General features: G+C 52.9%; 30 protein-coding genes. 17 read left to right on the top strand and 13 right to left on the bottom strand.

What is annotated here, in order from left to right; genetic code table 11:
• Window positions 1–58 precede the first annotated feature (58 nt).
• Window positions 59–685, bottom strand: coding sequence for a 23S rRNA (uridine(2552)-2'-O)-methyltransferase RlmE (rlmE, locus tag NL510_RS03830; protein ID WP_253381718.1), 627 nt, complete (start codon window positions 683–685; stop codon window positions 59–61).
• Window positions 686–811: 126 nt separating this feature from the next.
• On the opposite strand from rlmE, the gene yhbY reads away from it, so the two are divergent.
• A complete protein-coding gene (gene yhbY / locus NL510_RS03825) occupies window positions 812–1,105 on the top strand; it encodes a ribosome assembly RNA-binding protein YhbY (protein WP_003861814.1) in 294 nt (97 codons plus the stop codon).
• Between the two features lie 151 nt (window positions 1,106–1,256).
• Here yhbY and greA read toward each other — a convergent pair whose 3' ends face one another.
• Window positions 1,257–1,733 (bottom strand): transcription elongation factor GreA, encoded by a 477-nt coding sequence (gene greA / locus NL510_RS03820; protein WP_253381716.1) that lies wholly within the window; start codon window positions 1,731–1,733, stop codon window positions 1,257–1,259.
• Between the two features lie 246 nt (window positions 1,734–1,979).
• Between greA and dacB the strand changes: the two genes are divergently transcribed.
• Genes dacB through pmrB form a run of 3 tightly spaced genes read left to right on the top strand, consistent with a single transcriptional unit; the run spans window position 1,980 to window position 5,118 of the window.
• Window positions 1,980–3,413 (top strand): serine-type D-Ala-D-Ala carboxypeptidase, encoded by a 1,434-nt coding sequence (gene dacB, locus NL510_RS03815; protein WP_253381714.1) that lies wholly within the window; start codon window positions 1,980–1,982, stop codon window positions 3,411–3,413.
• A gap of 2 nt (window positions 3,414–3,415) precedes the next feature.
• A complete protein-coding gene (gene pmrA / locus NL510_RS03810) occupies window positions 3,416–4,078 on the top strand; it encodes a two-component system response regulator PmrA (RefSeq protein ID WP_253381712.1) in 663 nt (220 codons plus the stop codon).
• On the top strand, window positions 4,075–5,118 hold the full coding sequence (pmrB, locus tag NL510_RS03805; RefSeq protein WP_253381710.1) for a two-component system sensor histidine kinase PmrB: 1,044 nt from the start codon (window positions 4,075–4,077) through the stop codon (window positions 5,116–5,118). The genes pmrA and pmrB overlap by 4 nt, the downstream gene beginning before the upstream one ends.
• Before the next feature lie 34 nt (window positions 5,119–5,152).
• On the opposite strand, the gene cgtA is transcribed toward pmrB, so the two are convergent.
• The 4 genes from cgtA to rplU form a co-directional block, all read right to left on the bottom strand.
• Entirely contained in the window at window positions 5,153–6,325 is a 1,173-nt protein-coding gene (gene cgtA, locus NL510_RS03800) for an Obg family GTPase CgtA (RefSeq protein WP_253381708.1), read from the bottom strand.
• A gap of 15 nt (window positions 6,326–6,340) precedes the next feature.
• Entirely contained in the window at window positions 6,341–7,309 is a 969-nt protein-coding gene (locus NL510_RS03795) for a DMT family transporter (protein ID WP_253381706.1), read from the bottom strand.
• Between the two features lie 95 nt (window positions 7,310–7,404).
• Window positions 7,405–7,662, bottom strand: coding sequence for a 50S ribosomal protein L27 (gene rpmA, locus NL510_RS03790; RefSeq protein WP_004385076.1), 258 nt, complete (start codon window positions 7,660–7,662; stop codon window positions 7,405–7,407).
• A 19-nt stretch (window positions 7,663–7,681) separates the two neighbouring features.
• Window positions 7,682–7,993 (bottom strand): 50S ribosomal protein L21, encoded by a 312-nt coding sequence (gene rplU / locus NL510_RS03785; protein ID WP_095284390.1) that lies wholly within the window; start codon window positions 7,991–7,993, stop codon window positions 7,682–7,684.
• A 257-nt stretch (window positions 7,994–8,250) separates the two neighbouring features.
• Between rplU and ispB the strand changes: the two genes are divergently transcribed.
• Together ispB and sfsB are read left to right on the top strand one after the other, a co-directional pair.
• Window positions 8,251–9,222, top strand: coding sequence for an octaprenyl diphosphate synthase (ispB, locus tag NL510_RS03780; protein WP_253381704.1), 972 nt, complete (start codon window positions 8,251–8,253; stop codon window positions 9,220–9,222).
• Window positions 9,223–9,450: 228 nt separating this feature from the next.
• A complete protein-coding gene (sfsB, locus tag NL510_RS03775; protein ID WP_253381702.1) occupies window positions 9,451–9,738 on the top strand; it encodes a DNA-binding transcriptional regulator SfsB in 288 nt (95 codons plus the stop codon).
• 63 nt (window positions 9,739–9,801) lie between these two features.
• On the opposite strand, the gene murA is transcribed toward sfsB, so the two are convergent.
• The 7 genes from murA to mlaF form a co-directional block, all read right to left on the bottom strand.
• On the bottom strand, window positions 9,802–11,061 hold the full coding sequence (murA, locus tag NL510_RS03770; RefSeq protein ID WP_253381700.1) for a UDP-N-acetylglucosamine 1-carboxyvinyltransferase: 1,260 nt from the start codon (window positions 11,059–11,061) through the stop codon (window positions 9,802–9,804).
• A 51-nt stretch (window positions 11,062–11,112) separates the two neighbouring features.
• Complete coding sequence (gene ibaG, locus NL510_RS03765; protein ID WP_253381698.1) at window positions 11,113–11,367, bottom strand: BolA family iron metabolism protein IbaG; 255 nt, start codon at window positions 11,365–11,367, stop codon at window positions 11,113–11,115.
• A 126-nt stretch (window positions 11,368–11,493) separates the two neighbouring features.
• On the bottom strand, window positions 11,494–11,787 hold the full coding sequence (gene mlaB / locus NL510_RS03760; RefSeq protein ID WP_253381696.1) for a lipid asymmetry maintenance protein MlaB: 294 nt from the start codon (window positions 11,785–11,787) through the stop codon (window positions 11,494–11,496).
• Window positions 11,787–12,422: a phospholipid-binding protein MlaC gene (mlaC, locus tag NL510_RS03755; RefSeq protein ID WP_253381693.1), complete on the bottom strand. Its 636-nt coding sequence runs from the start codon at window positions 12,420–12,422 to the stop codon at window positions 11,787–11,789. The genes mlaB and mlaC overlap by 1 nt, the downstream gene beginning before the upstream one ends.
• Before the next feature lie 18 nt (window positions 12,423–12,440).
• Window positions 12,441–12,989, bottom strand: a complete 549-nt coding sequence (gene mlaD, locus NL510_RS03750) for an outer membrane lipid asymmetry maintenance protein MlaD (RefSeq protein WP_253381692.1) — start codon at window positions 12,987–12,989, stop codon at window positions 12,441–12,443.
• Window positions 12,990–12,993: 4 nt separating this feature from the next.
• Window positions 12,994–13,776 (bottom strand): lipid asymmetry maintenance ABC transporter permease subunit MlaE, encoded by a 783-nt coding sequence (gene mlaE, locus NL510_RS03745; protein ID WP_253381690.1) that lies wholly within the window; start codon window positions 13,774–13,776, stop codon window positions 12,994–12,996.
• Window positions 13,777–13,783: 7 nt separating this feature from the next.
• On the bottom strand, window positions 13,784–14,596 hold the full coding sequence (gene mlaF, locus NL510_RS03740) for a phospholipid ABC transporter ATP-binding protein MlaF (RefSeq protein ID WP_253381688.1): 813 nt from the start codon (window positions 14,594–14,596) through the stop codon (window positions 13,784–13,786).
• 228 nt (window positions 14,597–14,824) lie between these two features.
• Between mlaF and NL510_RS03735 the strand changes: the two genes are divergently transcribed.
• The 11 genes from NL510_RS03735 to npr all read left to right on the top strand — a co-directional run bounded on the left by NL510_RS03735 (window position 14,825) and on the right by npr (window position 22,738).
• Entirely contained in the window at window positions 14,825–15,802 is a 978-nt protein-coding gene (locus NL510_RS03735) for a calcium/sodium antiporter (protein WP_253381686.1), read from the top strand.
• 13 nt (window positions 15,803–15,815) lie between these two features.
• Window positions 15,816–16,802 carry an arabinose-5-phosphate isomerase KdsD gene (gene kdsD, locus NL510_RS03730; protein ID WP_253381684.1) on the top strand — a complete coding sequence of 329 codons (987 nt, stop codon included), beginning with the start codon at window positions 15,816–15,818 and terminating at the stop codon, window positions 16,800–16,802.
• 14 nt (window positions 16,803–16,816) lie between these two features.
• Window positions 16,817–17,383 carry a 3-deoxy-manno-octulosonate-8-phosphatase KdsC gene (gene kdsC / locus NL510_RS03725; protein WP_253384741.1) on the top strand — a complete coding sequence of 189 codons (567 nt, stop codon included), beginning with the start codon at window positions 16,817–16,819 and terminating at the stop codon, window positions 17,381–17,383.
• Complete coding sequence (lptC, locus tag NL510_RS03720; RefSeq protein ID WP_253381682.1) at window positions 17,380–17,955, top strand: LPS export ABC transporter periplasmic protein LptC; 576 nt, start codon at window positions 17,380–17,382, stop codon at window positions 17,953–17,955. The genes kdsC and lptC overlap by 4 nt, the downstream gene beginning before the upstream one ends.
• The gene (gene lptA, locus NL510_RS03715) at window positions 17,924–18,472 is read left to right on the top strand and encodes a lipopolysaccharide ABC transporter substrate-binding protein LptA (protein WP_253381680.1); all 549 of its coding nucleotides are present in this window, start codon (window positions 17,924–17,926) and stop codon (window positions 18,470–18,472) included. The genes lptC and lptA overlap by 32 nt, the downstream gene beginning before the upstream one ends.
• Window positions 18,473–18,478: 6 nt before the next feature.
• The gene (gene lptB / locus NL510_RS03710) at window positions 18,479–19,204 is read left to right on the top strand and encodes an LPS export ABC transporter ATP-binding protein (protein ID WP_253381678.1); all 726 of its coding nucleotides are present in this window, start codon (window positions 18,479–18,481) and stop codon (window positions 19,202–19,204) included.
• A 47-nt stretch (window positions 19,205–19,251) separates the two neighbouring features.
• Window positions 19,252–20,685 (top strand): RNA polymerase factor sigma-54, encoded by a 1,434-nt coding sequence (gene rpoN / locus NL510_RS03705; RefSeq protein WP_253381676.1) that lies wholly within the window; start codon window positions 19,252–19,254, stop codon window positions 20,683–20,685.
• 22 nt (window positions 20,686–20,707) lie between these two features.
• Window positions 20,708–20,995: a ribosome hibernation promoting factor gene (gene hpf, locus NL510_RS03700; protein WP_119936816.1), complete on the top strand. Its 288-nt coding sequence runs from the start codon at window positions 20,708–20,710 to the stop codon at window positions 20,993–20,995.
• Between the two features lie 82 nt (window positions 20,996–21,077).
• Window positions 21,078–21,569, top strand: coding sequence for a PTS IIA-like nitrogen regulatory protein PtsN (gene ptsN, locus NL510_RS03695; protein ID WP_253381674.1), 492 nt, complete (start codon window positions 21,078–21,080; stop codon window positions 21,567–21,569).
• Between the two features lie 45 nt (window positions 21,570–21,614).
• Entirely contained in the window at window positions 21,615–22,469 is an 855-nt protein-coding gene (rapZ, locus tag NL510_RS03690) for an RNase adapter RapZ (protein WP_253381672.1), read from the top strand.
• On the top strand, window positions 22,466–22,738 hold the full coding sequence (gene npr / locus NL510_RS03685) for a PTS phosphocarrier protein NPr (protein ID WP_253381670.1): 273 nt from the start codon (window positions 22,466–22,468) through the stop codon (window positions 22,736–22,738). Before rapZ ends, npr begins: the two co-directional genes overlap by 4 nt.
• The last annotated feature ends 12 nt before the right edge of the window (window positions 22,739–22,750 follow it).

Raw genomic sequence — 22,750 nt, 5'->3', positions numbered from 1 at the left:
GCGTCAGGATACTCTATATCCAGTTTCATTCAAACTTTCATCTGAAATCTACCGGTTATCATTTTCGCCCGGTCGCAACAATATACACTTCTCGGGAACGGGCCCGGGAAGAGTCCGGCTTACGAACTTTGACCTTCGCAAACAGGGAGCGAATTTCCTTAAGATACTCCTCGAAACCTTCGCCCTGAAACACCTTCACAACAAAACTACCACCAGGCGCCAGAACATCACGAGACATTTCTAACGCTAGCTCCACCAGATACATGGCACGGGGAATATCCACCGCCGGTGTTCCGCACATATTTGGCGCCATATCAGACATGACAACCTGGACCTTACTGTCACCTACACGATCAAGTAATGCTTTCAGCACTAATTCATCACGAAAGTCGCCCTGAAGGAAGTCCACACCAACGATAGGATCCATTGGTAAAAGATCGCATGCGATGATTCGGCCCGTTCCGCCGATCTGCGTTACCGCATACTGGGACCATCCCCCTGGCGCTGCACCGAGGTCGACAACGGTCATCCCCGGCTTAAAAAGTTTGTCACTTTGCTGTATTTCATCAAGTTTAAACCAGGCGCGGGATCGCAACCCCTTTTTCTGCGCCTGAAGAACATATTTATCGCTAAAGTGTTCCTGAAGCCAGCGGCTGGAGCTGGCAGAACGCTTTTTACCTGTCATTTAACATTTCCGTCCTGGTCATCGTTGCTTGCCTGTGACGTAAATTTCTACGCAGCTATTTGGCGATATTAGGAAGATGGCGGTAGAATGAACCGTTTTCAATCCCAACGTAAGCAAAAATATACGATGAATCTGAGTACTAAACAAAAACAGCACCTTAAAGGTCTGGCACATCCGCTCAAGCCTGTAGTCATGCTTGGCAACAATGGTTTGACCGAAGGGGTGCTTGCCGAGATTGAACAAGCGCTGGAACACCACGAGCTGATCAAGGTGAAAATCGCCTCTGAAGACAGAGACACGAAGAACCTGATCGTGGAAGCCATCGTACGCGAAACCGGCGCCTGTAATGTACAGGTCATCGGTAAAACGCTGGTGCTCTATCGCCCATCTAAAGAGCGTAAAATCTCGCTGCCACGCTAAGGATATCCTCAATTAAACACATTTTCTGTGTAAAACGAGGGATTTCTGTCAGCAGGTGAGCAAAATGCCACGCTCCTTGAGTTGATAAAAGGCCGCTATGCGGCCTTTTTCCTTTCTTTACAATGTATCAACATCCCGGTGCAGATGCGAATTACAGGTAATCAACCTTAATAATTTCGTATTCCACCTCGCCGCCTGGCGTACGAATGGTGACAACATCGTCCTGCTCTTTGCCAATCAACCCGCGAGCAATTGGGGAGTTCACCGAAATCAGGTTCTGCTTGAAGTCAGCTTCATCGTCACCGACGATGCGATACTGCTGCTCTTCGTCGTTGTCCAGATTCAGCACGCTCACGGTCGAACCAAAGATAACGCGACCGTTGTTTGGCATTTTGGTGATATCGATTACCTGCGCATTGGACAGTTTCGCTTCAATATCTTTGATACGCCCTTCACAGAAGCCCTGCTGCTCACGCGCGGCGTGGTATTCAGCGTTCTCTTTCAGGTCGCCATGCTCACGTGCATCCGCGATAGCGGCGATAATTTCAGGGCGACGAACGGATTTCAGGAAATCCAGCTCTTCACGCAGTTTCTCGGCACCACGTAAGGTCATCGGAATAGCTTGCATTTGTTATACCTCTTAAACATTCCTGTTGGGAGCAGCGTTACCTGCCCCGGCCCCTGCCCCCATGAACGTCGGCCATGGGCGGGCCAGAAGCAAAAAGAAAACCGACCCGGGGGCAACGCCCCAGGTCAGCAGCAATTTTCAATTTGATATGCATTTTACCGCGAAGTTCACTATGGGTCATCGTTTACTTTGCAGTGCTATGCACCGTAGTATGACGGTTTGTTTTCGGGTTGTTAGCGCGAGATTATGCGATTTTCCAGATTTATCATCGGATTGACTACCAGTATAACGTTCAGCGTCCAGGCGTCGAACGTTGATGAGTACATTAATCAACTCCCCGCGGGAGCTAACCTTGCACTGATGGTGCAGAAGGTTGGGGCGCAGACACCCGATATTGACTATCACAGTCAACAAATGGCGCTGCCTGCCAGTACCCTGAAGGTGATCACTGCGCTTGCGGCTCTGCTCCAGCTTGGCCCTGACTTTCGTTTCACCACCACGCTGGAGACGAAAGGAAACGTCGACGGCGGCGAACTGAAAGGTGACCTTATTGCCCGTTTCGGGGGAGATCCCACCTTCAAGCGCCAGGATATTCGCAACATGGTGGCGGTGCTGAAAAAATCTGGCGTGCAAAAAATTAATGGCAACGTGTTGATCGACACCTCGGTCTTCGCCAGCCATGATAAGGCGCCTGGCTGGCCATGGAACGACATGACGCAGTGCTTTAGTGCTCCACCTGCCGCCGCGATTGTTGATCGCAACTGCTTTTCTGTTTCGCTTTACAGCGCAGCCAAACCAGACGATTTTGCGTTTATTCGCGTGGCCTCCTACTACCCGGTGACGATGTTTAGCCAGGTCCGAACCCTGGCAAAAGGCTCGCCGGACGCGCAATATTGCGAGCTGGACGTGGTACCAGGCGATCTCAACCGCTTTACGCTTACAGGCTGTCTGACGCAGCGTGCCGATCCGCTGCCGCTGGCCTTCGCGATTCAGGACGGGGCGGGCTACGCGGCTGCCATTGTGAAAAATGAACTGAAGCAGGCGGGGATCACCTATACCGGAACCCTGCTCCGTCAGACGCAGGTCAATCAGCCTGGCACCGTCATTGCCAGCAAGCAGTCCGCACCGCTGCACGATCTGCTTAGGATTATGCTGAAAAAATCGGACAACATGATTGCCGATACGGTGTTCCGTATGATTGGTCACGCTCGCTTCGGCGTACCTGGCACCTGGCGCGCCGGTTCAGACGCGGTTCGGCAGATCCTGCGCCAGCAGGCGGGAATTGATCTGGGTAACACCATTGCCGTCGATGGCTCCGGGCTCTCGCGACATAATTTGATCTCCCCCGCCACCATGATGCAAGTCCTTCAGTACATTGCCCAACACGACACTGAGCTAAACTTTATTTCGATGCTACCCCTGGCAGGGCACGACGGTTCACTACAGTACCGAGCCGGGCTTCACGCGGCTGGGGTAGATGGTAAAGTTTCAGCCAAAACAGGCTCACTGCAGGGGGTTTACAACCTTGCTGGCTTTATCACTACAGCTAGCGGACAACGCATGGCCTTCGTGCAGTATCTATCCGGCTATGCCGTCGAACCGGCCGACCAGCGCAACCGCCGTATCCCGCTGGTGCGTTTCGAAAGCAGGCTTTATAAGGACATCTACCAGAATAACTAGCGATGAAACTACTCATAGTTGAAGACGATTTGTTATTGCAGGAAGGACTCGCGCTGGCGTTGACCAATGAAGGCTATGCCCTCGACTGCGCCGCCACGGCGGCCGAAGCTGATGCGCTCATTCAACGTGGTGAATACAGCCTGGTTATCCTTGATTTAGGCCTACCGGACAAAGACGGCGCGACGCTACTGAGCCAGTGGCGACGCCGTAGCATTGCTAATCCGGTGTTGATCCTCACGGCCCGCGATGCCATCGAAGATCGAATCAACGGCCTGGATTCCGGCGCGGATGATTATATGGTGAAGCCCTTTGCCCTGGCCGAGCTTAAGGCACGCGTCCGCGCCCTGATCCGTCGCTATCAGGGACACAGTGATAACCTACTGAGTGACGGCGATATTACCCTCAATTTGCAAACTCAACAGGTTCTGCGCCAGTGTCAGCCTGTCGAGGTGACGCCAAAAGAGTTCGCCCTGCTTACGCGCCTGATTATGCGCAGCGGACAAACGGTACACCGTGAAACGCTGCAACAGGATATCTACTCCTGGCAGGACGATCCGGGGTCCAATACTCTTGAAGTCCATATTCATAATCTGCGTCGTAAGCTCGGCAAAGATCGGATTAAAACCGTCCGTGGCGTTGGCTATCGTCTGGAGAGTCATAAATGAATAGCATGCGCCGGCGATTGATGGTTTTGCTGGCAGTTATTCTTCTTTTTTTTCAATTGATAAGCGTGGTCTGGCTTTGGCATGAAAGCCGGGAGCAGATTGGTTTTCTGGTCAGTGAAACGCTGTCTGCCAAATCCCGTAACAGCCATGTTGAGAAAGAGATTCGCGAAGCCATTGCCTCGCTGCTGGTGCCTTCCCTGGTGATGGTGGGTTTTACTTTGCTTTTCTCATTCTGGGCGGTCACCTGGATAACCCGACCACTGAATCAACTGCGCGCCAGCCTGGCTAACCGTTCAGCGGATAACCTCTCCCCGCTTCCGATGTATTCCGACATGGAAGAGATTAGAGCTGTAACAACATCCCTCAACCAGTTGCTGGCGCGTCTGGATCACACCATTAAGCAGGAGCGTCTCTTTACGGCAGATGCTGCGCACGAACTGCGAACGCCTCTTGCCGGGATCAGACTGCATCTGGAATTAATGGCGCTGTCGGGCACGCCCCAGGCGACTGCGCTGGTAAGCCGTATCGATCAACTGATGCACACCGTCGAACAGCTACTGATGCTGGCGCGTGCCAGCCAGGCGATGGCGAGTGGGCACTATGATACGGTGTACTGGACCGAAAATATTATTGTTCCGCTCGGCCTTGAACACGAATTCAAAGATCACAGCGTAATATGGCCGCCGCAAAGCTCGCTAACGGTCCAGGGAGACGCGGTATTGTTGCGCCTGATGCTGAGGAACCTGCTGGAAAATGCGGTCCGCTATAGCCCCTCCGGGACGACTATCGAGATAACGTTAACCGCGCAGGAGGGTGGCACCCGGGTATGCGTTCTTGACCAGGGTCCGGGTATAGCCGAAGCACATCGTCAGTCCATCATCGAACCTTTCCACCGTCTGGACCAGCGCTACGGCGGCAGCGGGCTGGGATTAAGCATTGTGCAACGTATCGTCCAGCTACACCACGGCGAGTTAACGCTTGAGAATGGTGCCGCCGGCGGTTTAATTGCCAGTTGCTGGTTACCTTCAAGGCTAAGTTAAAAAAAAGCCCCTTCACAGGGGCTCATTGCGGGCATTAATGCTTGTAAATGAACTCAACGCCTTCTTCGTCGTCTTCATCCCAGTCATCGTCCCACTCTTCATCATCATCAGCTTCCGCTTCTTCGAGCTGCTGGCGGTGGTAGTCATCCCACATGAACTCGACTTTTTCAGGCTGTTTTGCTTCTTCTGCCTGAACAATTGGGTTATCAATGATAAAGCCCATCACATCCCAGCAGAGATCTTTCACGCCAAGCTGGCTTGCTGCAGAGATCAGGTAGTATTTTTCTTCCCAGCCCATCGCTTCAGCAATGGCTTTCGCTTTTGCTTCCGCTTCGGCTTTATCCATCAGGTCAATCTTGTTGAAGACTAACCAGCGCGGCTTGCCAGCAAGTTTTTCGCTGTATTTTTCCAGCTCGCTGATAATGATACGGGCATTTTCGACCGGATCGGATTCATCTATAGGGTTAATATCAACAATGTGCAACAGCACACGGCAGCGCTCAAGGTGTTTCAGGAAGCGAATACCCAGACCCGCGCCTTCCGCTGCGCCTTCAATCAGGCCTGGAATATCGGCAACGACAAAGCTCTTTTCGTGATCCATACGGACGACGCCCAGGCTCGGCACCAGCGTGGTGAACGGATAATCCGCCACCTTTGGCTTCGCCGCCGAAACGGCACGAATAAACGTCGATTTACCCGCGTTTGGCATACCCAGCATACCCACGTCAGCCAGCAGCATCAGTTCCAGCTGCAGGTCGCGCGTATCACCCGGCGTACCCATTGTTTTTTGGCGCGGTGCGCGGTTGACAGAAGATTTGAAGCGACTGTTACCCAGACCGTGCCAGCCTCCTTTAGCGACCAGCAGGCGCTGACCATGTTTGGTCATATCACCCATGGTTTCGCCTGTACCCTGGTCGATAACTCGCGTGCCGACCGGAACCTTAATGGTGACGTCTTTACCACGTTTGCCGGTACAGTCACGGCTCTGGCCGTTCTGGCCACGCTCAGCACGAAAAGATTTTTCGAAACGGTAGTCGATTAGCGTATTGAGGTTTTCATCCGCCTCCAGCCACACGTCACCACCATCACCACCGTCGCCGCCGTCAGGGCCGCCACGAGGAATATATTTTTCACGGCGGAAGCTGACACAGCCGTTACCGCCATCACCTGCTACAACCAGAATCGTAGCTTCATCAACAAACTTCATTTTACTCTCCGTAAATCATTCGCCTGAGCGGGTGACTTCCACTACTACCGCTTCATTTTTGCGCCAACGCCCCCAGAGACGATGACCAATGGCGGAATACATCGCACCCGCAACTAGGACAAACGCACCGAGATAGCCCAACAGGTTGAGCATCGGCTTGACGAAGACATCGGGCCAGGCCATTGATAACAAATCTGAAAATAACAGCGTGAACAGCGGAGTCAGCGTGATTAACGCGCTCACCTGCGCTGCTTGCCAGCGCGCCATTGCTTCGGCCAGCGCGCCATAACCGATCAGCGTGTTAAGCCCACAAAAAATGAGGCACGCCAGTTGCCAGTCGCTGAGCTGGGTAATCACACCTGGCCTGGCTAATGGCAATAATGCCATTGTACACAAAGTGTACAATAAAAGGAGGATCTGCTGTGAGGCCAGACGACGCAATAACACCTTTTGCGCGACGCCATAACTCACCCAGACCGTTGCAGCCCCCACGCCGAAAATCACACCCCAGGTGTAATCCGTCAGGCGGGTAAAAATTTCAATCAGGCTGGTGTTAAAGAACATCACCAGACCGAAAATCAGCATGCTCGCCCCGACAATTTGCGTCCCACGCATCTTCTCTTTGAGGATAAAGACGCTGGCGACCATCATGCCAACCGGGGAAAGTTGACCAATCACCTGCGACGCCGTAGGGCTAAGATACTGCAGTGAAGAGCTGAACAGAATAAAGTTACCGAACAACCCTCCTGTCGCGATTGCCAACAATATTAACCATCGCGGTTTACGGAAGAGGCGCAGCGGTGGAAGCTTACCTTTAACAGCGAGAATGGCGCCAAGGCCAATACTTGCCATCAGAAAGCGATAAAACACCACCGTAGGCGGCTCCATCACTTCCAGTACCTGCTTCATTGCAATTGGCAGCGCACCCCAGCACATTGCGGTCGTGAGCGCCAAAAGAATACCAATGCCGGCCTGCTGCTTCATGCCCGTTTCCCTACAGAAAAAATTGCCGGGTTTCCAATGTAAAAAGCCCCGCAACAGGTTGCGGGGCTTTAATCCGTTACCGGACCGAGAACACCTTACTCAGCAACGATGCTGATATATTTACGGTTGTTCGGACCTTTAACTTCAAATTTCACTTTACCGTCTGCTTTAGCAAACAGAGTGTGGTCACGACCGCAACCTACGTTGTTGCCCGCGTGGAATTTGGTACCACGTTGACGAACAATGATGCTACCCGCCAGAACGGATTCGCCACCGAAACGCTTAACGCCCAGACGTTTAGCTTCTGAATCGCGACCGTTACGTGTGGAGCCGCCAGCCTTTTTATGTGCCATTTAAATCTCTCCTCAGGTCTTAGGCGCTGATGCCAGTAATTTTCACATCAGTGAACCATTGACGGTGGCCCTGCTGCTTACGGTAGTGCTTACGACGACGAAACTTAACGATTTTAACTTTCTCGCCACGACCGTGAGCAACAACTTCAGCTTTGATAACGCCGCCATCAACGAAAGGAACGCCGATTTTGACTTCTTCACCGTTTGCGATCATCAGAACTTCAGCGAACTCAACAGCTTCGCCAGTTGCGATGTCCAGCTTTTCCAGGCGAATGGTCTGACCTTCGCTTACTCGGTGTTGTTTACCACCACTTTGGAAAACCGCGTACATATAAACTCCGCTTCCGCGCACATCCTCGTAATAATCAGAGTGCGCTATAAATATTCACAATAGGGCGCGAATATTACGCAAAACGCGAGCCTTTGACAAGTGCTACCGTCAATACATGAAGAAAAAAAACACAACGCGTACGGTAACGTTTATCTGCGCCGTTTTTTCAGTACAATCAGCGCTATTATTAATAAACCGAAACCCTTCGTAACCCCATTGTAAATGGGATCAACAGGATGAAAAGCCCGGCTTTTGCGATGAATTTAGATAAAATCAACGAGTTAACCGCGCAAGATATGGCGGGTGTAAATGCAGCAATCCTGGAGCAACTCAACTCTGACGTTCAACTGATAAACCAGTTGGGCTATTACATTGTCAGCGGCGGCGGCAAACGCATTCGCCCGATGATTGCCATTCTGGCCGCCAGGGCCGTTGGCTATCAGGGAAATGCCCACGTCTCCATTGCGGCATTGATCGAATTTATTCACACCGCAACGCTACTTCATGACGACGTTGTGGATGAGTCAGATATGCGTCGTGGAAAAGCGACGGCTAATGCCGCTTTCGGTAATGCAGCCAGCGTTCTGGTGGGGGATTTTATCTATACCCGCGCATTTCAGATGATGACCAGCCTGGGTTCGCTGAAAGTGCTGGAGGTGATGTCAGAGGCCGTTAACGTTATCGCTGAAGGCGAAGTCCTGCAGTTGATGAACGTCAACGATCCGGACATCACTGAAGAAAACTATATGCGCGTCATCTACAGCAAAACAGCCCGTCTTTTTGAGGCTGCAGCGCAGTGCTCCGGTATTCTGGCGGGCTGCACCCCAACGCAGGAAAAAGGTCTGCAGGACTATGGCCGTTATCTTGGCACCGCTTTCCAGCTGATTGATGATCTTCTGGATTACAGCGCCGATGGTGAAACGCTCGGTAAAAACGTTGGGGATGATCTGAACGAAGGTAAACCCACGCTGCCGTTGCTCCATGCCATGCGCAATGGTTCACCCGATCAGGCGAAAATGATCCGAGAGGCTATTGAGCAGGGAAATGGTCGTCATCTTCTTGAACCTGTACTGGAAACGATGGCTATCTGCGGATCGCTGGAGTGGACGCGCCAGCGTGCTGAGGAAGAGGCCGACAAAGCTATTGAAGCCCTTCAGGTGATACCGGACAGCCCATGGCGCGAAGCATTAATTGGTCTTGCCCACATTGCCGTTCAGCGCGACCGCTAATCTCATCCTACTCTCCCCGTGCCTCACGGGGAGGCTCCAATAAGCGTTTATAAATTCCCTAATCACGTTAAATCATCGGCTTACATCCCGTATGAATAAAGCCCTTCCTTATTCTGAATATCACTTCCAGTAACGCGAACTTTTTAGAACAGATGTTCTAAGAGGTTATAGTACAACCGTCATTTCCACAGAAATGGCGTGGGTGAATACGAACATAAGGACAGCTTTATGGATACGAAATTTATCGACTGGCACACCGCAGATATCATTGCGGCATTGCGTAAAAAAGGCACATCACTGGCGGCAGAATCGCGCCGTAACGGTTTAAGCTCTTCAACCCTGGCAAACGCCCTGACGCGCCCCTGGCCAAAAGGTGAATTGATTATCGCAAGGGTGCTCGAAACGCATCCGTGGGTGATCTGGCCATCGCGCTATCATGACCCTATTACCCATGAATTTATTGACAGAACGCGCATGATGCGCCAGAGAAAAGCAAAAGAAAAGCACCAGGACTGAGGCTCTTTTAGAGACTGGAATAGCAACCCCCCGGTCATTTCTGGCAGGGGGCTGCCGAAACGATTACTCGCCCTTCACACGCTCGATATTGGCACCCAGCGCGCGCAGTTTGTCTTCAATACGCTCATAACCACGATCGATGTGGTAGATACGATCGACAACGGTAGTGCCTTCCGCTATACATCCCGCTAGCACCAGACTCGCTGACGCACGAAGATCGGTCGCCATCACCTGAGCACCAGACAGTTTTTCAACGCCGTGACAGATGACCGTATTGCTTTCGATCTCGGCATGCGCGCCCATACGGATCAGTTCAGGAACGTGCATAAAGCGGTTTTCGAAAATGGTCTCGGTGATCACACCGGTCCCTTCCGCCACCAGGTTCAACAGGGTGAACTGCGCCTGCATATCGGTTGGGAATGCCGGATGCGGAGCGGTACGAACGGTCACGGCTTTTGGACGCTTGCCGTGCATGTCCAGGCTTATCCAGTCTTCGCCGGTCTCAATATCCGCACCCGCTTCGCGCAGTTTCGCCAGCACGGCATCCAGGGTGTCAGGCTGTGCGTTACGGCACATAATTTTGCCGCCAGAAATGGCCGCTGCCACCAGGAAAGTACCGGTCTCGATACGGTCCGGCAGAACGCGATACACGCCGCCGCCGAGACGTTCAACGCCTTCGATGGTGATACGGTCGGTCCCCTGGCCGGCGATCTTCGCGCCCAGCGCCATGAGGAAGTTTGCGGTGTCCACAATCTCAGGTTCACGCGCGGCGTTCTCAATAATGGTCGTGCCTTCTGCCAGCGTCGCCGCAGACATGATGGTAACCGTTGCTCCTACGCTCACTTTGTCCATCACGATGTGCGCGCCTTTCAGGCGACCGTTAACGGACGCCTTAACGTAACCCTCTTCCAGCCTGATCTGCGCGCCCAGTTTTTCCAGGCCAAAGATATGCAAATCAACCGGACGTGCACCAATGGCGCAGCCGCCAGGCAGAGAGACCTGACCCTGACCAAAGCGCGCCACCAGCGGTCCAAGCGCCCAGATAGACGCACGCATGGTTTTCACCAGGTCGTAAGGCGCAGAGAAGTTATTAACGTTACTGGCATCAATCCAGACGGACCCGTTACGCTCGACTTTGGTACCCAACTGCCCGAGCAACTTCATGGTCGTATCGATATCTTTCAGTTTCGGTACGTTCTGAATTTCTACCGGCTCTTCCGCGAGCAGCGCAGCGAAGAGGATGGGCAGAGCGGCGTTTTTTGCACCAGAAATTGTGACTTCGCCCTGGAGACGCGTAGGCCCCTGTACACGAAATTTGTCCATGTGATTGCTCTCTTATGAATTCAACCGTGCTGCGGGCGCTTCGCCCTCAGCTTAAAAACCGTTTAATTTGCGATCGCGTGCCCACTCTTGCGGGGTGAACGCTTTAATCGATAGGGCGTGGATGCGGTTATCCGCAATGTATTCCATCAGCGGCGCGTAAACAGCCTGCTGCTGCTTCACACGGCTCATACCGTCGAAGATCTCACCCACAGCAATAACCTGGAAGTGACTGCCATCGCCAGAGACGTGGGCTTCCTGAAGGGAGAGTGCATTCATCAGCACAGTCTGGATTTCATTATTTTCCATGGGTTCTACATCGTCTGATTGTGAAAACAAGGCCAACATCTTAGAGCAAAGTGCCGTCGTCTTAAACAAGCAAAAAGCCCCGACGATGAAACTGTCGGGGCTTTCAGAAGTAACGCACTGAAAATATTAACGAGGCAGGACGTCCTCAGGCAAATTGTAGAGCTGTGCCAGGGTCATGACATTATCGCTCGCGCCGGAAAGCGTGACGCTTGCGCCCCGCTTTTTCCCCACGGCAACAAGGTGGGTAAGCAGCGCAATTCCCGCCGTATCGACCCGCGTAATCGCGTTTAAGTCTATCACCGTCACGCCCTGCATGGCCTCATGACGCTCATCCCACAGCGGATTAAGCAGATCCTGATCCAGCTCACCGGACAGCTTTAGCGTCTCGCCTTCACGCGCCCAGCTAAAATGCTGTGACATTACTTTTTCTCGTCCAGCGTAATTTTCTGACGAGAGATGGACTGCAGCTGCGCAGTCAGGCCATCAATGCCTTTAGTGCGCAGCAAATCGCTCCATTCGTTCTGTTTGGTGGTGATCATGCTCACCCCTTCAGCGATCATGTCAAACGCCTGCCAGTTTCCGGTCTGGCTGTTCTTACGCCACTGGAAATCCAGGCGAACCGGCGGACGGCCGTTTGGATCAACAATCGTTACGCGGATAGGAATAATGGTCGCGTCACCCAGCGGCCTTTCAGGCGCAATCTGGATGGTCTGGCCGTGGTACATCGCCAGCGCCTGTCCATACGCCTGTTTCAGGTATTCACGAAAGGCGGCAAAGTAGGCGTCACGCTGCGCAGGCGTAGCGTCTTTGTAATAACGGCCCAGTACCAGCGCGCCCGCGTATTTGATCTGAACATACGGCAGCAGTTCCTGATCGACCACCTCGCGCAGATACTCAGGATTGGAACGGATTTTAGGCTGTTCATTTTTAAGACGGTCGAAGGTTCTCTTAGCAGCCTCATCCATTAGTTTGTACGGGTTAGTCTGGTCCGCCGCATGGACTGCGGTGAGGGGGGAAATGACCAGCATGGCAACCATTAACAGTCGTTTAAACATGAATGACTTCTCCTGAGATTAATTCGCAGCACCAGGGGCCGGTACGGCGTTAGTATGATCTTCGCTCTGCGCCGGGGCAGCATCAGACTTATTATCACTCCCTTTACTGTTATAAAGGAACTGACCAATCATATCTTCCAGCACCATCGCGGACTTCGTATCCTGAATTACGCCGCCGTCTTTAAGGATAGACGTTCCTAGCTCGGGATCTTCGAAACCGATGTTAAGCGCCAGATACTGTTCGCCCAGCAGGCCGGAGGTACGAATAGACAGCGAGCTGGTATCAGGAATGTGGTTATAGCGCTCTTCGATATCCATCGCTACGCGCGGCAGGTAGGTCTTCTCATCCAGCGTAATGTCCGTCACTCGCCCGACTACCACACCGCCAATGCGTACCGGTGAGCGCGCCTTCAGACCACCGATATTATCGAAGGTCGCATAGATGCGATACGTCGGTTCGGTGCGAACAGAAGTGATGTTCGCCGCTCTGAGGCAGATAAACAGCGCAGCCAGCAGTGCCAACAGCAGGAACACGCCAACCCAAATTTCATTTTTTCTCGTTTGCATTAACTCAATTCCCAAACATCAGTGCGGTGAGCACAAAATCCAGACCCAGTACGGCCAGCGACGAATGTACGACAGTACGTGTAGTTGCACGGCTAATGCCCGCCGAGGTCGGAATAGCATCGTAACCATTAAACAACGCAATCCAGGTGACCGTAATGGCAAACACCAGGCTCTTAATCAAACAGTTCAACAGATCCATACGCAGGTCGATGGCAGCCTGCATAGCCGACCAGAAGAACCCAGCGTCAATACCTTTCCAGTGCACGCCAACCAGTGAACCGCCCCAGATACCCACAGCGACAAACAGAATGGTGAGCAAGGGTAAAGAGATAACGCCGGCCCAAAAACGGGGAGAGATTACGCGACGCAGCGGATCGACGGCCATCATCTCCATACTGGACAGTTGCTCCGTCGCGCGCATCAGGCCAATTTCAGCGGTTAACGCAGAACCCGCGCGCCCGGCAAACAGCAGCGCCGCCACAACCGGCCCCAGTTCACGTAAAAGTGACAGAGACACCAACATCCCGAGGCTGGTTTCTGCGCTGTAGGTCGTCAAAACAAGATAGCCCTGCAGGCCCAGCACCATGCCGATAAACAGACCGGAAACAATGATGATCAGCATCGACAGCACGCCGACATTATAGAGCTGACGCACCAGCAAAGGCGCATGCTTACGAAACTCCGGTTTGCCGACCAGCGCGTTGAATAACATTAATCCGGCACGCCCGAACGTCCTGATGGTTTTTATGCCACCATGTCCCAGCGCGGCCAACGCATTTAACAGCATGAGTGGCTTAACTCCCTATTCCCAGTAATTCGTCACGATAATCGCCCGCGGGATAACGGAACGGCACAGGGCCGTCCGCAATACCGTCCAGGAACTGCCGCACTCGCGGATCGCAATTGTCCTGCAACGCCTGCGCGCTACCGTGTGCGACGATCTTTCTGTCTGCCACAATGTAGGCGTAATCAGCAATACTCAATACTTCCGGCACGTCGTGAGAGACCACGATACAGGTAACGCCAAGCGCGCTGTTAAGTTCAGAAATGAGCTTAACCAGCACGCCCATAGTAATAGGATCTTGCCCAACGAATGGCTCGTCAAACATAATTAAATCAGGTTCTAACGCAATGGCGCGCGCCAGCGCAGCACGACGCGCCATCCCGCCGGAAAGCTCTGAGGGCATCAGTTTCGCTGCCCCGCGTAACCCCACTGCTTCCAGCTTCATCATCACCGTGCTTTTGAGCAGTTCCGACGGCAAATCAGTATGTTCACGTAACGGATAGGCGACGTTATCAAAGACGTTCATGTCGGTGAATAACGCCCCAGACTGGAATAACATACTCATGCGTTTGCGCACAGTATACAGCCGCGATCGTGACATCTCCGGCACATTTTCGCCGTCGAAGAGGATTTCACCGCTGTCCGGCGGGATCTGTCCGCCAATGAGTCGTAACAGCGTCGTTTTACCAATCCCGGACGGCCCCATGATGGCGGTTATTTTGCCACGCGGAACGGTCAACGAAATATCATCAAATATCAATCTGTTGGCGCGAGAAAAACTCATACCACGGACATCGACTATATTCGCTAGCGTTTGGCTCATTTACGGTTCCTTTCTTACCCTGCTTCATGCCAAGCATAAAGCTTAAATCAGCCCTAAACCCCACATTTTTACAGAATATTAATTTTAGCGGTTAGCGAAAGCTGGCATTTGTTTTACTTTTCCGGCGCATAAAGTCAAAATTAGGAATCTGACACATCTCAGACTGCGTGCAGTGCCTGCAACTCCTGCGCGGCGGACCGGTGAGTATACCTGAAGAAAGGACTTTTGATGCTTTTAGCAACAGCACTGTTAATAATTGGATTACTTTTGGTGGTCTACAGTGCTGACCGTTTGGTGTTTGCTGCCTCAATCTTGTGCCGACTGATGAACGTACCGCCCATCGTCATCGGGATGACCGTTGTCAGCGTGGGTACTTCACTTCCAGAAATCATCGTCTCCGTCACGGCGTCGCTACACGGCCAGGTAGACCTTGCGATCGGCACGGCAATTGGCTCTAACATCGTTAATATACTGCTTATTTTAGGCTTAGCGGCGCTACTGCATCCCTTTCGCGTGCATTCTGATGTTCTACGCCGTGAATTGCCGCTAATGTTGATCGTAAGTTTGCTGGTGGGCTGTGTTTTTTATGATGGCGTACTGAGCTACAGCGATGGCCTTTTCCTGCTGGCGCTGGCGGTGATATGGCTGCTTTATAGCGTTAAAATTGCCCGCCAGGCCGAAAAGCAGGGTCATGACAGCCTCACGCGCGAGCAGGTTGCCGAACTCCCTCGCGATGGCAATCTGCCCGTTGCACTGCTTTGGCTTGGCGTCGCGCTGATCATCATGCCGATGGCAACGCGTATGGTGGTGGATAACGCTACGGTGCTGGCTAACTATTTCACCCTAAGCGAATTAACGATAGGCCTGACGGTGATTGCCATTGGCACCAGCCTGCCGGAGCTGGCTACGGCGATAGCAGGCGCGCGAAAAGGTGAGGATGATATCGCGATTGGCAACATCATCGGCTCGAACATTTTTAATATCGCCATCGTGATGGGCATCCCCGCCCTGATATCGCCAGGGCCATTTAACCCCCTGGCCTTCACGCGCGATTACGGCGTGATGCTGCTGGTCAGCGTCATTTTCGCCCTGCTCTGCTGGCGTCGGCAACGGCAGATCGGCAAAGGCGCAGGCGCGCTGCTGACAGGTGGATTTATCGTATGGCTGGCGATGCTGTACTGGCTCTCGCCTCTTCTCTCTGGGTAAATGGAAACGCATTATGTCGCACATAGAATTGCAGCCGGGTTTTGACTTTCAGAAAGCAGGAAAAGAGGTTCTGGAGATTGAACGTGAAGGTCTGGCGCAGTTAGATCAGTACATTAATCAGGATTTTAGTCAGGCATGTGAGAAGATATCCTATTGTGCCGGTAAAGTCGTGGTGATGGGGATGGGAAAATCCGGCCACATTGGGCGCAAAATGGCGGCGACCTTTGCCAGCACGGGCACCTCCTCTTTCTTTGTTCACCCCGGAGAGGCCGCGCACGGCGATCTGGGTATGGTCACGCCGCAGGATGTGGTCATTGCCCTGTCAAATTCGGGCGAATCCAATGAGATCCTGGCGCTGATCCCGGTGCTAAAGCGCCTGCAGGTTCCGCTTATCTGCATGACCAGCCGACCCGAAAGCAGCATGGCGCGGGCGGCGGATATTCACCTGTGCGTGAAAGTGCCTAAAGAGGCCTGTCCGCTGGGTCTTGCGCCGACATCCAGCACCACGGCTGCGCTGGTGATGGGCGATGCCCTGGCGGTTGCGCTGCTAAAAGCGCGTGGTTTTACGCCCGAAGATTTCGCGCTCTCCCATCCCGGCGGTGCGCTTGGGCGCAAACTGCTGTTGAGGGTGAACGACATTATGCACACGGGCGATGAGATACCTCATGTCAGTAAAGAGGCCTCGCTGCGCGATGCGCTGCTGGAGATAACCCGTAAAAATCTGGGTATGACGGTGGTTTGCAACGGCCTGATGAAGATTGAGGGGATTTTTACCGATGGCGACCTACGCCGCGTGTTCGATATGGGTGTAGATGTCCGTACGCTTGGGATTGCCGATGTTATGACCCCAGGCGGCATCCGCGTGCGTCCGGGCACGCTGGCTGTGGATGTGCTGAACCTGATGCAGTCCCGTCATATCACCTCAGTGATGGTTGCAGATGGCGACCAATTGCTGGGTGTGGTACATATGCATGATCTGCTACGCGCAGGCGTAGTGTAATGAAGGATAAGACAATGAGTAATGCGGGTGCATCCCTTGCAACCTGTTATGGCCCGGTCAGTACCCACATGATGGCGAAAGCGGAAAACATCCGCCTGCTGATTCTGGATGTGGATGGCGTACTCTCCGATGGTCTGATTTATATGGGCAACAATGGCGAAGAGCTGAAAGCATTTAACGTTCGCGACGGCTACGGTATTCGTTGTGCGATTACATCAGGTATTGAAGTTGCTATCATCACCGGACGGAAAGCTAAACTCGTAGAAGACCGCTGCGAAACGCTGGGCATTACCCACCTGTATCAGGGGCAATCCGATAAGCGGGTCGCCTTCAACGATCTACTGGGTAAACTGTCTATCGCACCGGAAAACGTAGCCTACGTTGGGGACGATTTGATTGACTGGCCGGTCATGGCAGAGGTGGGCCTCAGCATTGCGGTTGCCGATGCACATCCGCTGCTTACCCCGCGAGCGGATTACGTAACCTATATCAACGGTGGCCGCGGTGCTGTACGTGAAGTCTGCGATCTGCTTCTGCTGGCGCAGGGCAAGCTTGATGAGGCCAAAGGGCAATCAATATGAGTAAAACCAGACGTTGGGTAATCATTCTGCTTACGCTTATCGCCCTGGTGTTGATTGGCGTGAACCTTGCCGACCGTGACGATACGCAAACGCAAGCGGTCAACACAAGCGAGCCAACTTATAAAAGCGATCATAGCGACACCGTGGTCTACAGCCCGGAAGGCGCACTGAACTATCGCCTGATTGCCCAACACGTAGAATACTTTTCAGATGATGGCATTTCATGGTTTACCCAGCCGGTGATGACCACGTTCGATACCAACAAAGCCCCAACGTGGTCGATCAAGTCCGACAGGGCGAAACTGACGAATGACCGTATGCTTTATCTGTATGGAAACGTTGAAGTCAACGCCCTGAGCGCTGACTCGCAGCTGCGCAAAATTACGACAGATAATGCCCAGATAAACCTGGTAACACAGGATGTCACATCCCAGGATCTGGTTACACTGTATGGCACAACATTTAATTCCAGCGGTCTAAGAATGCGCGGGAACTTACGCAGCAAAAACGCCGAGCTGATTGAAAAGGTTAGAACCTCCTATGAAATTCAAAACAAACAAACTCAGCCTTAACGTTCTTATCGCCAGCGCGATGCTTGCAGCCAGCCTCCCCGCGCTTGCTGTCACTGGCGATACCGAACAGCCGATTCATATTGAATCGGACGCCCAGTCTCTGGATATGCAGGGTAACGTGGTGACCTTTACCGGTAACGTCGTGATGACCCAGGGCACCATCAAAATCAACGCCGATAAAGTGGTCGTTACCCGTCCGGGTGGCGAGCAGGGCAAAGAGATTATCGATGGCTATGGCAACCCTGCGACCTTCTTCCAGATGCAGGACAACGGCAAGCCGGTGAAAGGTCGCGCCTCACATATGCATTACGAACTGGCGAAGGATCTGGTTATCCTGACCGGTAACGCTTATCTGGAGCAACTGGACAGTAATATTACCGGCGATCAGATCACCTATCTGGTGAAAGAGCAAAAAATGAAGGCCACCAGCGAGAAAGGCAGACGCGTCACCACCGTGCTTGTTCCATCGCAACTGCAGGACAAAGGCCAGGCCCCGGCACAGAAGAAGAGTAACTAATCCGTTATGGCAACATTAACCGCAAAAAATCTCGCGAAAGCCTACAAGGGTCGCCGTGTGGTAGAAGATGTCAGTCTGACCGTCAACTCCGGCGAAATCGTGGGCCTGCTTGGCCCTAACGGTGCGGGCAAAACCACAACCTTCTACATGGTCGTGGGTATTGTGGCGCGCGATGCCGGCAACATTATCATTGATGATGAAGACATCAGCCTGCTGCCGCTGCATGCGCGCGCGCGTCGTGGTATTGGCTATCTGCCTCAGGAAGCCTCCATTTTCCGCCGCCTGAGTGTGTACGATAACCTGATGGCGGTACTGCAAATTCGGGACGACCTGACCCACGAACAGCGCACCGACCGCGCTAATGAGTTGATGGAAGAGTTTCACATTGAACACCTGCGCGACAGCCTCGGGCAGGCGTTGTCCGGCGGTGAACGCCGTCGCGTTGAGATTGCGCGCGCGCTGGCGGCAAATCCAAAATTTATCCTTCTGGATGAACCCTTTGCAGGCGTTGACCCGATTTCCGTTATCGACATCAAACGTATCATTGAACACTTGCGCGACAGCGGGCTTGGCGTACTGATCACAGACCACAACGTCCGTGAAACGCTGGCCGTATGTGAGCGCGCCTATATTGTCAGCCAGGGCCATCTGATTGCCCACGGTACGCCGCAGCAAATCCTCGATGATGAACATGTTAAGCGCGTGTACCTTGGGGAAGACTTCAGACTCTGATAGGGTAGAGGTTATGTAACGCCGATCCGGAGAAAACTGCTCTGAACATGAAGCAAGGTTTGCAATTAAGGCTCAGCCAACAGCTGGCAATGACGCCGCAGTTACAACAGGCCATTCGCCTGTTGCAACTGTCCACGCTGGAACTCCAACAAGAGCTCCAGCAAGCGCTGGACAGCAATCCGCTGCTGGAGCAAACCGATCTTCATGACGAGGTAGACACTCAGCAAACGCAAGACACCGAAACGCTCGACACCGCAGATGCTCTTGAACAAAAAGAGATGCCGGACGAACTGCCTCTGGATGCCAGCTGGGATGAAATCTACACCGCCGGAACCCCTTCCGGAACGCGAGCAGACTACCAGGACGACGAGCTACCGGTCTATCAGGGTGAAACCACTCAGTCGCTCCAGGATTATCTGATGTGGCAGGTTGAACTGACGCCGTTTTCCGATACCGACCGCGCGATTGCGACGTCCATCGTCGATGCAGTGGATGAGACCGGCTATTTGACCGTAACGCTGGACGATATTCTGGAAAGCATCGGCGACGAAGAGATCGAAATTGAAGAGATTGAAGCCGTGTTGAAGCGTATTCAGCGTTTCGACCCGGTGGGCGTTGCCGCAAAAGATCTGCGTGACTGCCTGTTGATCCAGCTTTCGCAATTCGATAACGCGACACCGTGGGTTAACGAAGCCCGCGTCATTATCAGCGATCATCTTGAGCTGTTGGCTAACCATGATTTCCGCACGTTGATGCGCATTACCCGTTTTAAAGAAGAGGTGCTGAAAGAGGCGGTTAACCTAATCCAGTCGCTCGATCCTCGCCCCGGCCAGTCGATCCAGACTAGCGAACCTGAGTATGTTATTCCTGATGTGCTGGTTAGAAAACACAATGACCGCTGGGTCGTTGAACTGAATTCAGACAGTATTCCTCGCCTGCAAATTAACCAGCACTATGCCTCCATGTGTACCAGCGTGCGTAACGACGCCGACAATCAATACATTCGCAGTAATTTGCAGGAAGCGCGGTGGTTGATCAAAAGCCTGGAGAGCCGAAATGATACGCTTTTACGCGTAAGCCGCTGTATCGTCGAACAGCAGCAGGCATTCTTCGAGCAGGGTGAAGAGTACATGAAACCGATGGTGCTGGCGGACATCGCCCAGGCCGTCGAGATGCATGAATCAACCATTTCCCGTGTAACTACGCAGAAGTATCTGCACAGCCCGCGCGGTATTTTTGAGCTTAAATATTTCTTCTCCAGCCATGTGAACACCGAAGGCGGCGGCGAAGCCTCGTCAACGGCGATCCGCGCACTGGTGAGGAAGTTGATCGCCGCGGAGAACCCCGCGAAGCCACTGAGTGACAGTAAGTTAACCACCATACTGTCCGATCAGGGTATTATGGTGGCACGTCGTACTGTTGCGAAGTATCGAGAGTCTTTATCCATTCCGCCATCAAACCAGCGTAAACAACTGGTCTGATACAACCGATAAGGAAGACACTATGCAGCTCAACATCACTGGACACAACGTCGAGATTACTGAAGCTTTACGCGATTTCCTGAACACCAAGTTCGCGAAACTCGAGCAGTATTTCGAGAGGATCAATCAGGTCTATATTGTGTTGAAAGTGGAAAAAGTGACTCATATCTCGGATGCAACCCTGCACGTGAATGGGGGTGAACTCCATGCCAGTGCGGAAGGGCAAGACATGTACGCGGCTATCGACGGCTTGATTGATAAGCTGGCACGACAGCTTAATAAACATAAAGATAAACTGAAACAACACTAATTGTCCGGGCAGTTAACGGGTGCAGGAAGGCCTGTTGTGGAACACAACGGGCCATTTGTACAGTTAGCGCTTAGGTGAAATTATGATGAACAACGATTCCGCTCTTCAACTGAGCAATGTCCTTAACCAGGAATGTACCCGCAGTGGCGTTCACTGCCAGAGCAAAAAACGTGCGCTGGAGATAATCAGTGAACTGGCCGCCAAACAGCTGGGCCTGCCGCCGCAGGTGGTGTTCGAAGCTATCCTGACCCGTGAAAAAATGGGCAGTACTGGCATCGGCAACGGCATCGCGATCCCGCATGGCAAACTGGAAGAAGACACCTTGCGTGCCGTTGGTGTGTTTGTGCAACTGGAAACGCCTATCGCATTCGACGCCATCGATAATCAGCCTGTCGACCTCCTCTTTGCGCTGCTGGTCCCCGCCGATCAGACGAAAACGCATCTGCACACGCTTTCGCTGGTCGCTAAACGTCTGGCCGATAAAACCATTTGCCGCCGACTGCGTTCCGCGCAAAGTGATGAGGAGCTCTGGCAAATTATCACTGAAGCAGAAGGCATTCAGGATGATGCATAACCGGGAGAGGGCCTTCACATCTGTTGTCCTGAGGAGAAACGGAACATGGTGCTGATGATCGTCAGTGGCCGCTCGGGGTCGGGTAAATCCGTCGCCCTGCGTGCGCTGGAAGATATGGGTTTTTACTGCGTGGATAACCTGCCGGTGGTGCTATTGCCCGAACTGGCGCGAACGCTTGCCGACAGACAAATCTCGGCGGCAGTGAGTATCGACGTTCGTAACATGCCTGAATCACCTGAAATATTTGAACAGGCAATGAATAACCTGCCTGAATCCTTCTCGCCTCAGTTGCTGTTCCTTGATGCCGATCGCAACACGCTTATCCGTCGTTACAGCGACACCCGTCGCCTGCATCCGCTTTCCACTAAGAACCTCTCTCTGGAGAGCGCCATTGACGAAGAGAGCGATCTGCTGGAGCCGCTACGCTCTCGCGCGGATTTGATTGTCGATACCTCGGAAATGTCCGTTCACGAGCTGGCGGAGATGCTGCGTACCCGACTGCTGGGCAAACGCGAACGCGAGCTGACGATGGTATTCGAGTCATTCGGCTTCAAGCACGGTATCCCTATTGATGCCGATTATGTTTTCGACGTGCGTTTCCTGCCTAACCCGCACTGGGATCCTAAACTGCGTCCAATGACCGGCCTGGACAAACCCGTCGCGGCTTTCCTCGACCGGCACACAGAAGTACACAATTTTATCTACCAGACGCGAAGCTACCTTGAGCTATGGTTACCTATGCTGGAAACCAACAATCGTAGCTACCTGACGGTGGCGATTGGCTGTACCGGCGGTAAACATCGTTCGGTTTATATTGCTGAACAGCTGGCCGACTACTTCCGCTCACGAGGAAAGAACGTTCAGTCCCGTCATCGCACGCTGGAAAAACGTAAAACATGACCGTAAAACAGACCGTTGAGATCACCAACAAGCTGGGCATGCATGCACGCCCGGCAATGAAGCTTTTTGAGCTGATGCAAGGCTTCGACGCCGAAGTGCTGCTACGTAACGATGAAGGTACCGAAGCCGAAGCCAACAGTGTTATTGCGCTGCTGATGCTGGACTCCGCCAAGGGCCGCCAGATTGAAGTCGAAGCCACTGGCCCGGAAGAAGCACAAGCGCTGGCGGCGGTAGTTGCACTGTTCAATGCAGGCTTTGACGAAGATTAACGCCTGCTTTCT

The organism is unidentified bacterial endosymbiont, from assembly GCF_918797525.1.
Lineage (GTDB): Bacteria > Pseudomonadota > Gammaproteobacteria > Enterobacterales > Enterobacteriaceae > Enterobacter.
Note: the sequence above shows the minus strand (reverse complement) of the source record. Positions and strands in the feature narration are given on the sequence as shown.

What these genes read in the sequence shown, in the direction of transcription:
- rlmE (WP_253381718.1), bottom strand. Translation starts at nt 685, where the DNA reads ATGACAGGTAAAAAGCGTTCTGCCAGCTCCAGCCGCTGGCTTCAGGAA.
- yhbY (WP_003861814.1), top strand. Translation starts at nt 812, where the DNA reads ATGAATCTGAGTACTAAACAAAAACAGCACCTTAAAGGTCTGGCACAT.
- greA (WP_253381716.1), bottom strand. Translation starts at nt 1,733, where the DNA reads ATGCAAGCTATTCCGATGACCTTACGTGGTGCCGAGAAACTGCGTGAA.
- dacB (WP_253381714.1), top strand. Translation starts at nt 1,980, where the DNA reads ATGCGATTTTCCAGATTTATCATCGGATTGACTACCAGTATAACGTTC.
- pmrA (WP_253381712.1), top strand. Translation starts at nt 3,416, where the DNA reads ATGAAACTACTCATAGTTGAAGACGATTTGTTATTGCAGGAAGGACTC.
- pmrB (WP_253381710.1), top strand. Translation starts at nt 4,075, where the DNA reads ATGAATAGCATGCGCCGGCGATTGATGGTTTTGCTGGCAGTTATTCTT.
- cgtA (WP_253381708.1), bottom strand. Translation starts at nt 6,325, where the DNA reads ATGAAGTTTGTTGATGAAGCTACGATTCTGGTTGTAGCAGGTGATGGC.
- NL510_RS03795 (WP_253381706.1), bottom strand. Translation starts at nt 7,309, where the DNA reads ATGAAGCAGCAGGCCGGCATTGGTATTCTTTTGGCGCTCACGACCGCA.
- rpmA (WP_004385076.1), bottom strand. Translation starts at nt 7,662, where the DNA reads ATGGCACATAAAAAGGCTGGCGGCTCCACACGTAACGGTCGCGATTCA.
- rplU (WP_095284390.1), bottom strand. Translation starts at nt 7,993, where the DNA reads ATGTACGCGGTTTTCCAAAGTGGTGGTAAACAACACCGAGTAAGCGAA.
- ispB (WP_253381704.1), top strand. Translation starts at nt 8,251, where the DNA reads ATGAATTTAGATAAAATCAACGAGTTAACCGCGCAAGATATGGCGGGT.
- sfsB (WP_253381702.1), top strand. Translation starts at nt 9,451, where the DNA reads ATGGATACGAAATTTATCGACTGGCACACCGCAGATATCATTGCGGCA.
- murA (WP_253381700.1), bottom strand. Translation starts at nt 11,061, where the DNA reads ATGGACAAATTTCGTGTACAGGGGCCTACGCGTCTCCAGGGCGAAGTC.
- ibaG (WP_253381698.1), bottom strand. Translation starts at nt 11,367, where the DNA reads ATGGAAAATAATGAAATCCAGACTGTGCTGATGAATGCACTCTCCCTT.
- mlaB (WP_253381696.1), bottom strand. Translation starts at nt 11,787, where the DNA reads ATGTCACAGCATTTTAGCTGGGCGCGTGAAGGCGAGACGCTAAAGCTG.
- mlaC (WP_253381693.1), bottom strand. Translation starts at nt 12,422, where the DNA reads ATGTTTAAACGACTGTTAATGGTTGCCATGCTGGTCATTTCCCCCCTC.
- mlaD (WP_253381692.1), bottom strand. Translation starts at nt 12,989, where the DNA reads ATGCAAACGAGAAAAAATGAAATTTGGGTTGGCGTGTTCCTGCTGTTG.
- mlaE (WP_253381690.1), bottom strand. Translation starts at nt 13,776, where the DNA reads ATGCTGTTAAATGCGTTGGCCGCGCTGGGACATGGTGGCATAAAAACC.
- mlaF (WP_253381688.1), bottom strand. Translation starts at nt 14,596, where the DNA reads ATGAGCCAAACGCTAGCGAATATAGTCGATGTCCGTGGTATGAGTTTT.
- NL510_RS03735 (WP_253381686.1), top strand. Translation starts at nt 14,825, where the DNA reads ATGCTTTTAGCAACAGCACTGTTAATAATTGGATTACTTTTGGTGGTC.
- kdsD (WP_253381684.1), top strand. Translation starts at nt 15,816, where the DNA reads ATGTCGCACATAGAATTGCAGCCGGGTTTTGACTTTCAGAAAGCAGGA.
- kdsC (WP_253384741.1), top strand. Translation starts at nt 16,817, where the DNA reads ATGAGTAATGCGGGTGCATCCCTTGCAACCTGTTATGGCCCGGTCAGT.
- lptC (WP_253381682.1), top strand. Translation starts at nt 17,380, where the DNA reads ATGAGTAAAACCAGACGTTGGGTAATCATTCTGCTTACGCTTATCGCC.
- lptA (WP_253381680.1), top strand. Translation starts at nt 17,924, where the DNA reads ATGAAATTCAAAACAAACAAACTCAGCCTTAACGTTCTTATCGCCAGC.
- lptB (WP_253381678.1), top strand. Translation starts at nt 18,479, where the DNA reads ATGGCAACATTAACCGCAAAAAATCTCGCGAAAGCCTACAAGGGTCGC.
- rpoN (WP_253381676.1), top strand. Translation starts at nt 19,252, where the DNA reads ATGAAGCAAGGTTTGCAATTAAGGCTCAGCCAACAGCTGGCAATGACG.
- hpf (WP_119936816.1), top strand. Translation starts at nt 20,708, where the DNA reads ATGCAGCTCAACATCACTGGACACAACGTCGAGATTACTGAAGCTTTA.
- ptsN (WP_253381674.1), top strand. Translation starts at nt 21,078, where the DNA reads ATGATGAACAACGATTCCGCTCTTCAACTGAGCAATGTCCTTAACCAG.
- rapZ (WP_253381672.1), top strand. Translation starts at nt 21,615, where the DNA reads ATGGTGCTGATGATCGTCAGTGGCCGCTCGGGGTCGGGTAAATCCGTC.
- npr (WP_253381670.1), top strand. Translation starts at nt 22,466, where the DNA reads ATGACCGTAAAACAGACCGTTGAGATCACCAACAAGCTGGGCATGCAT.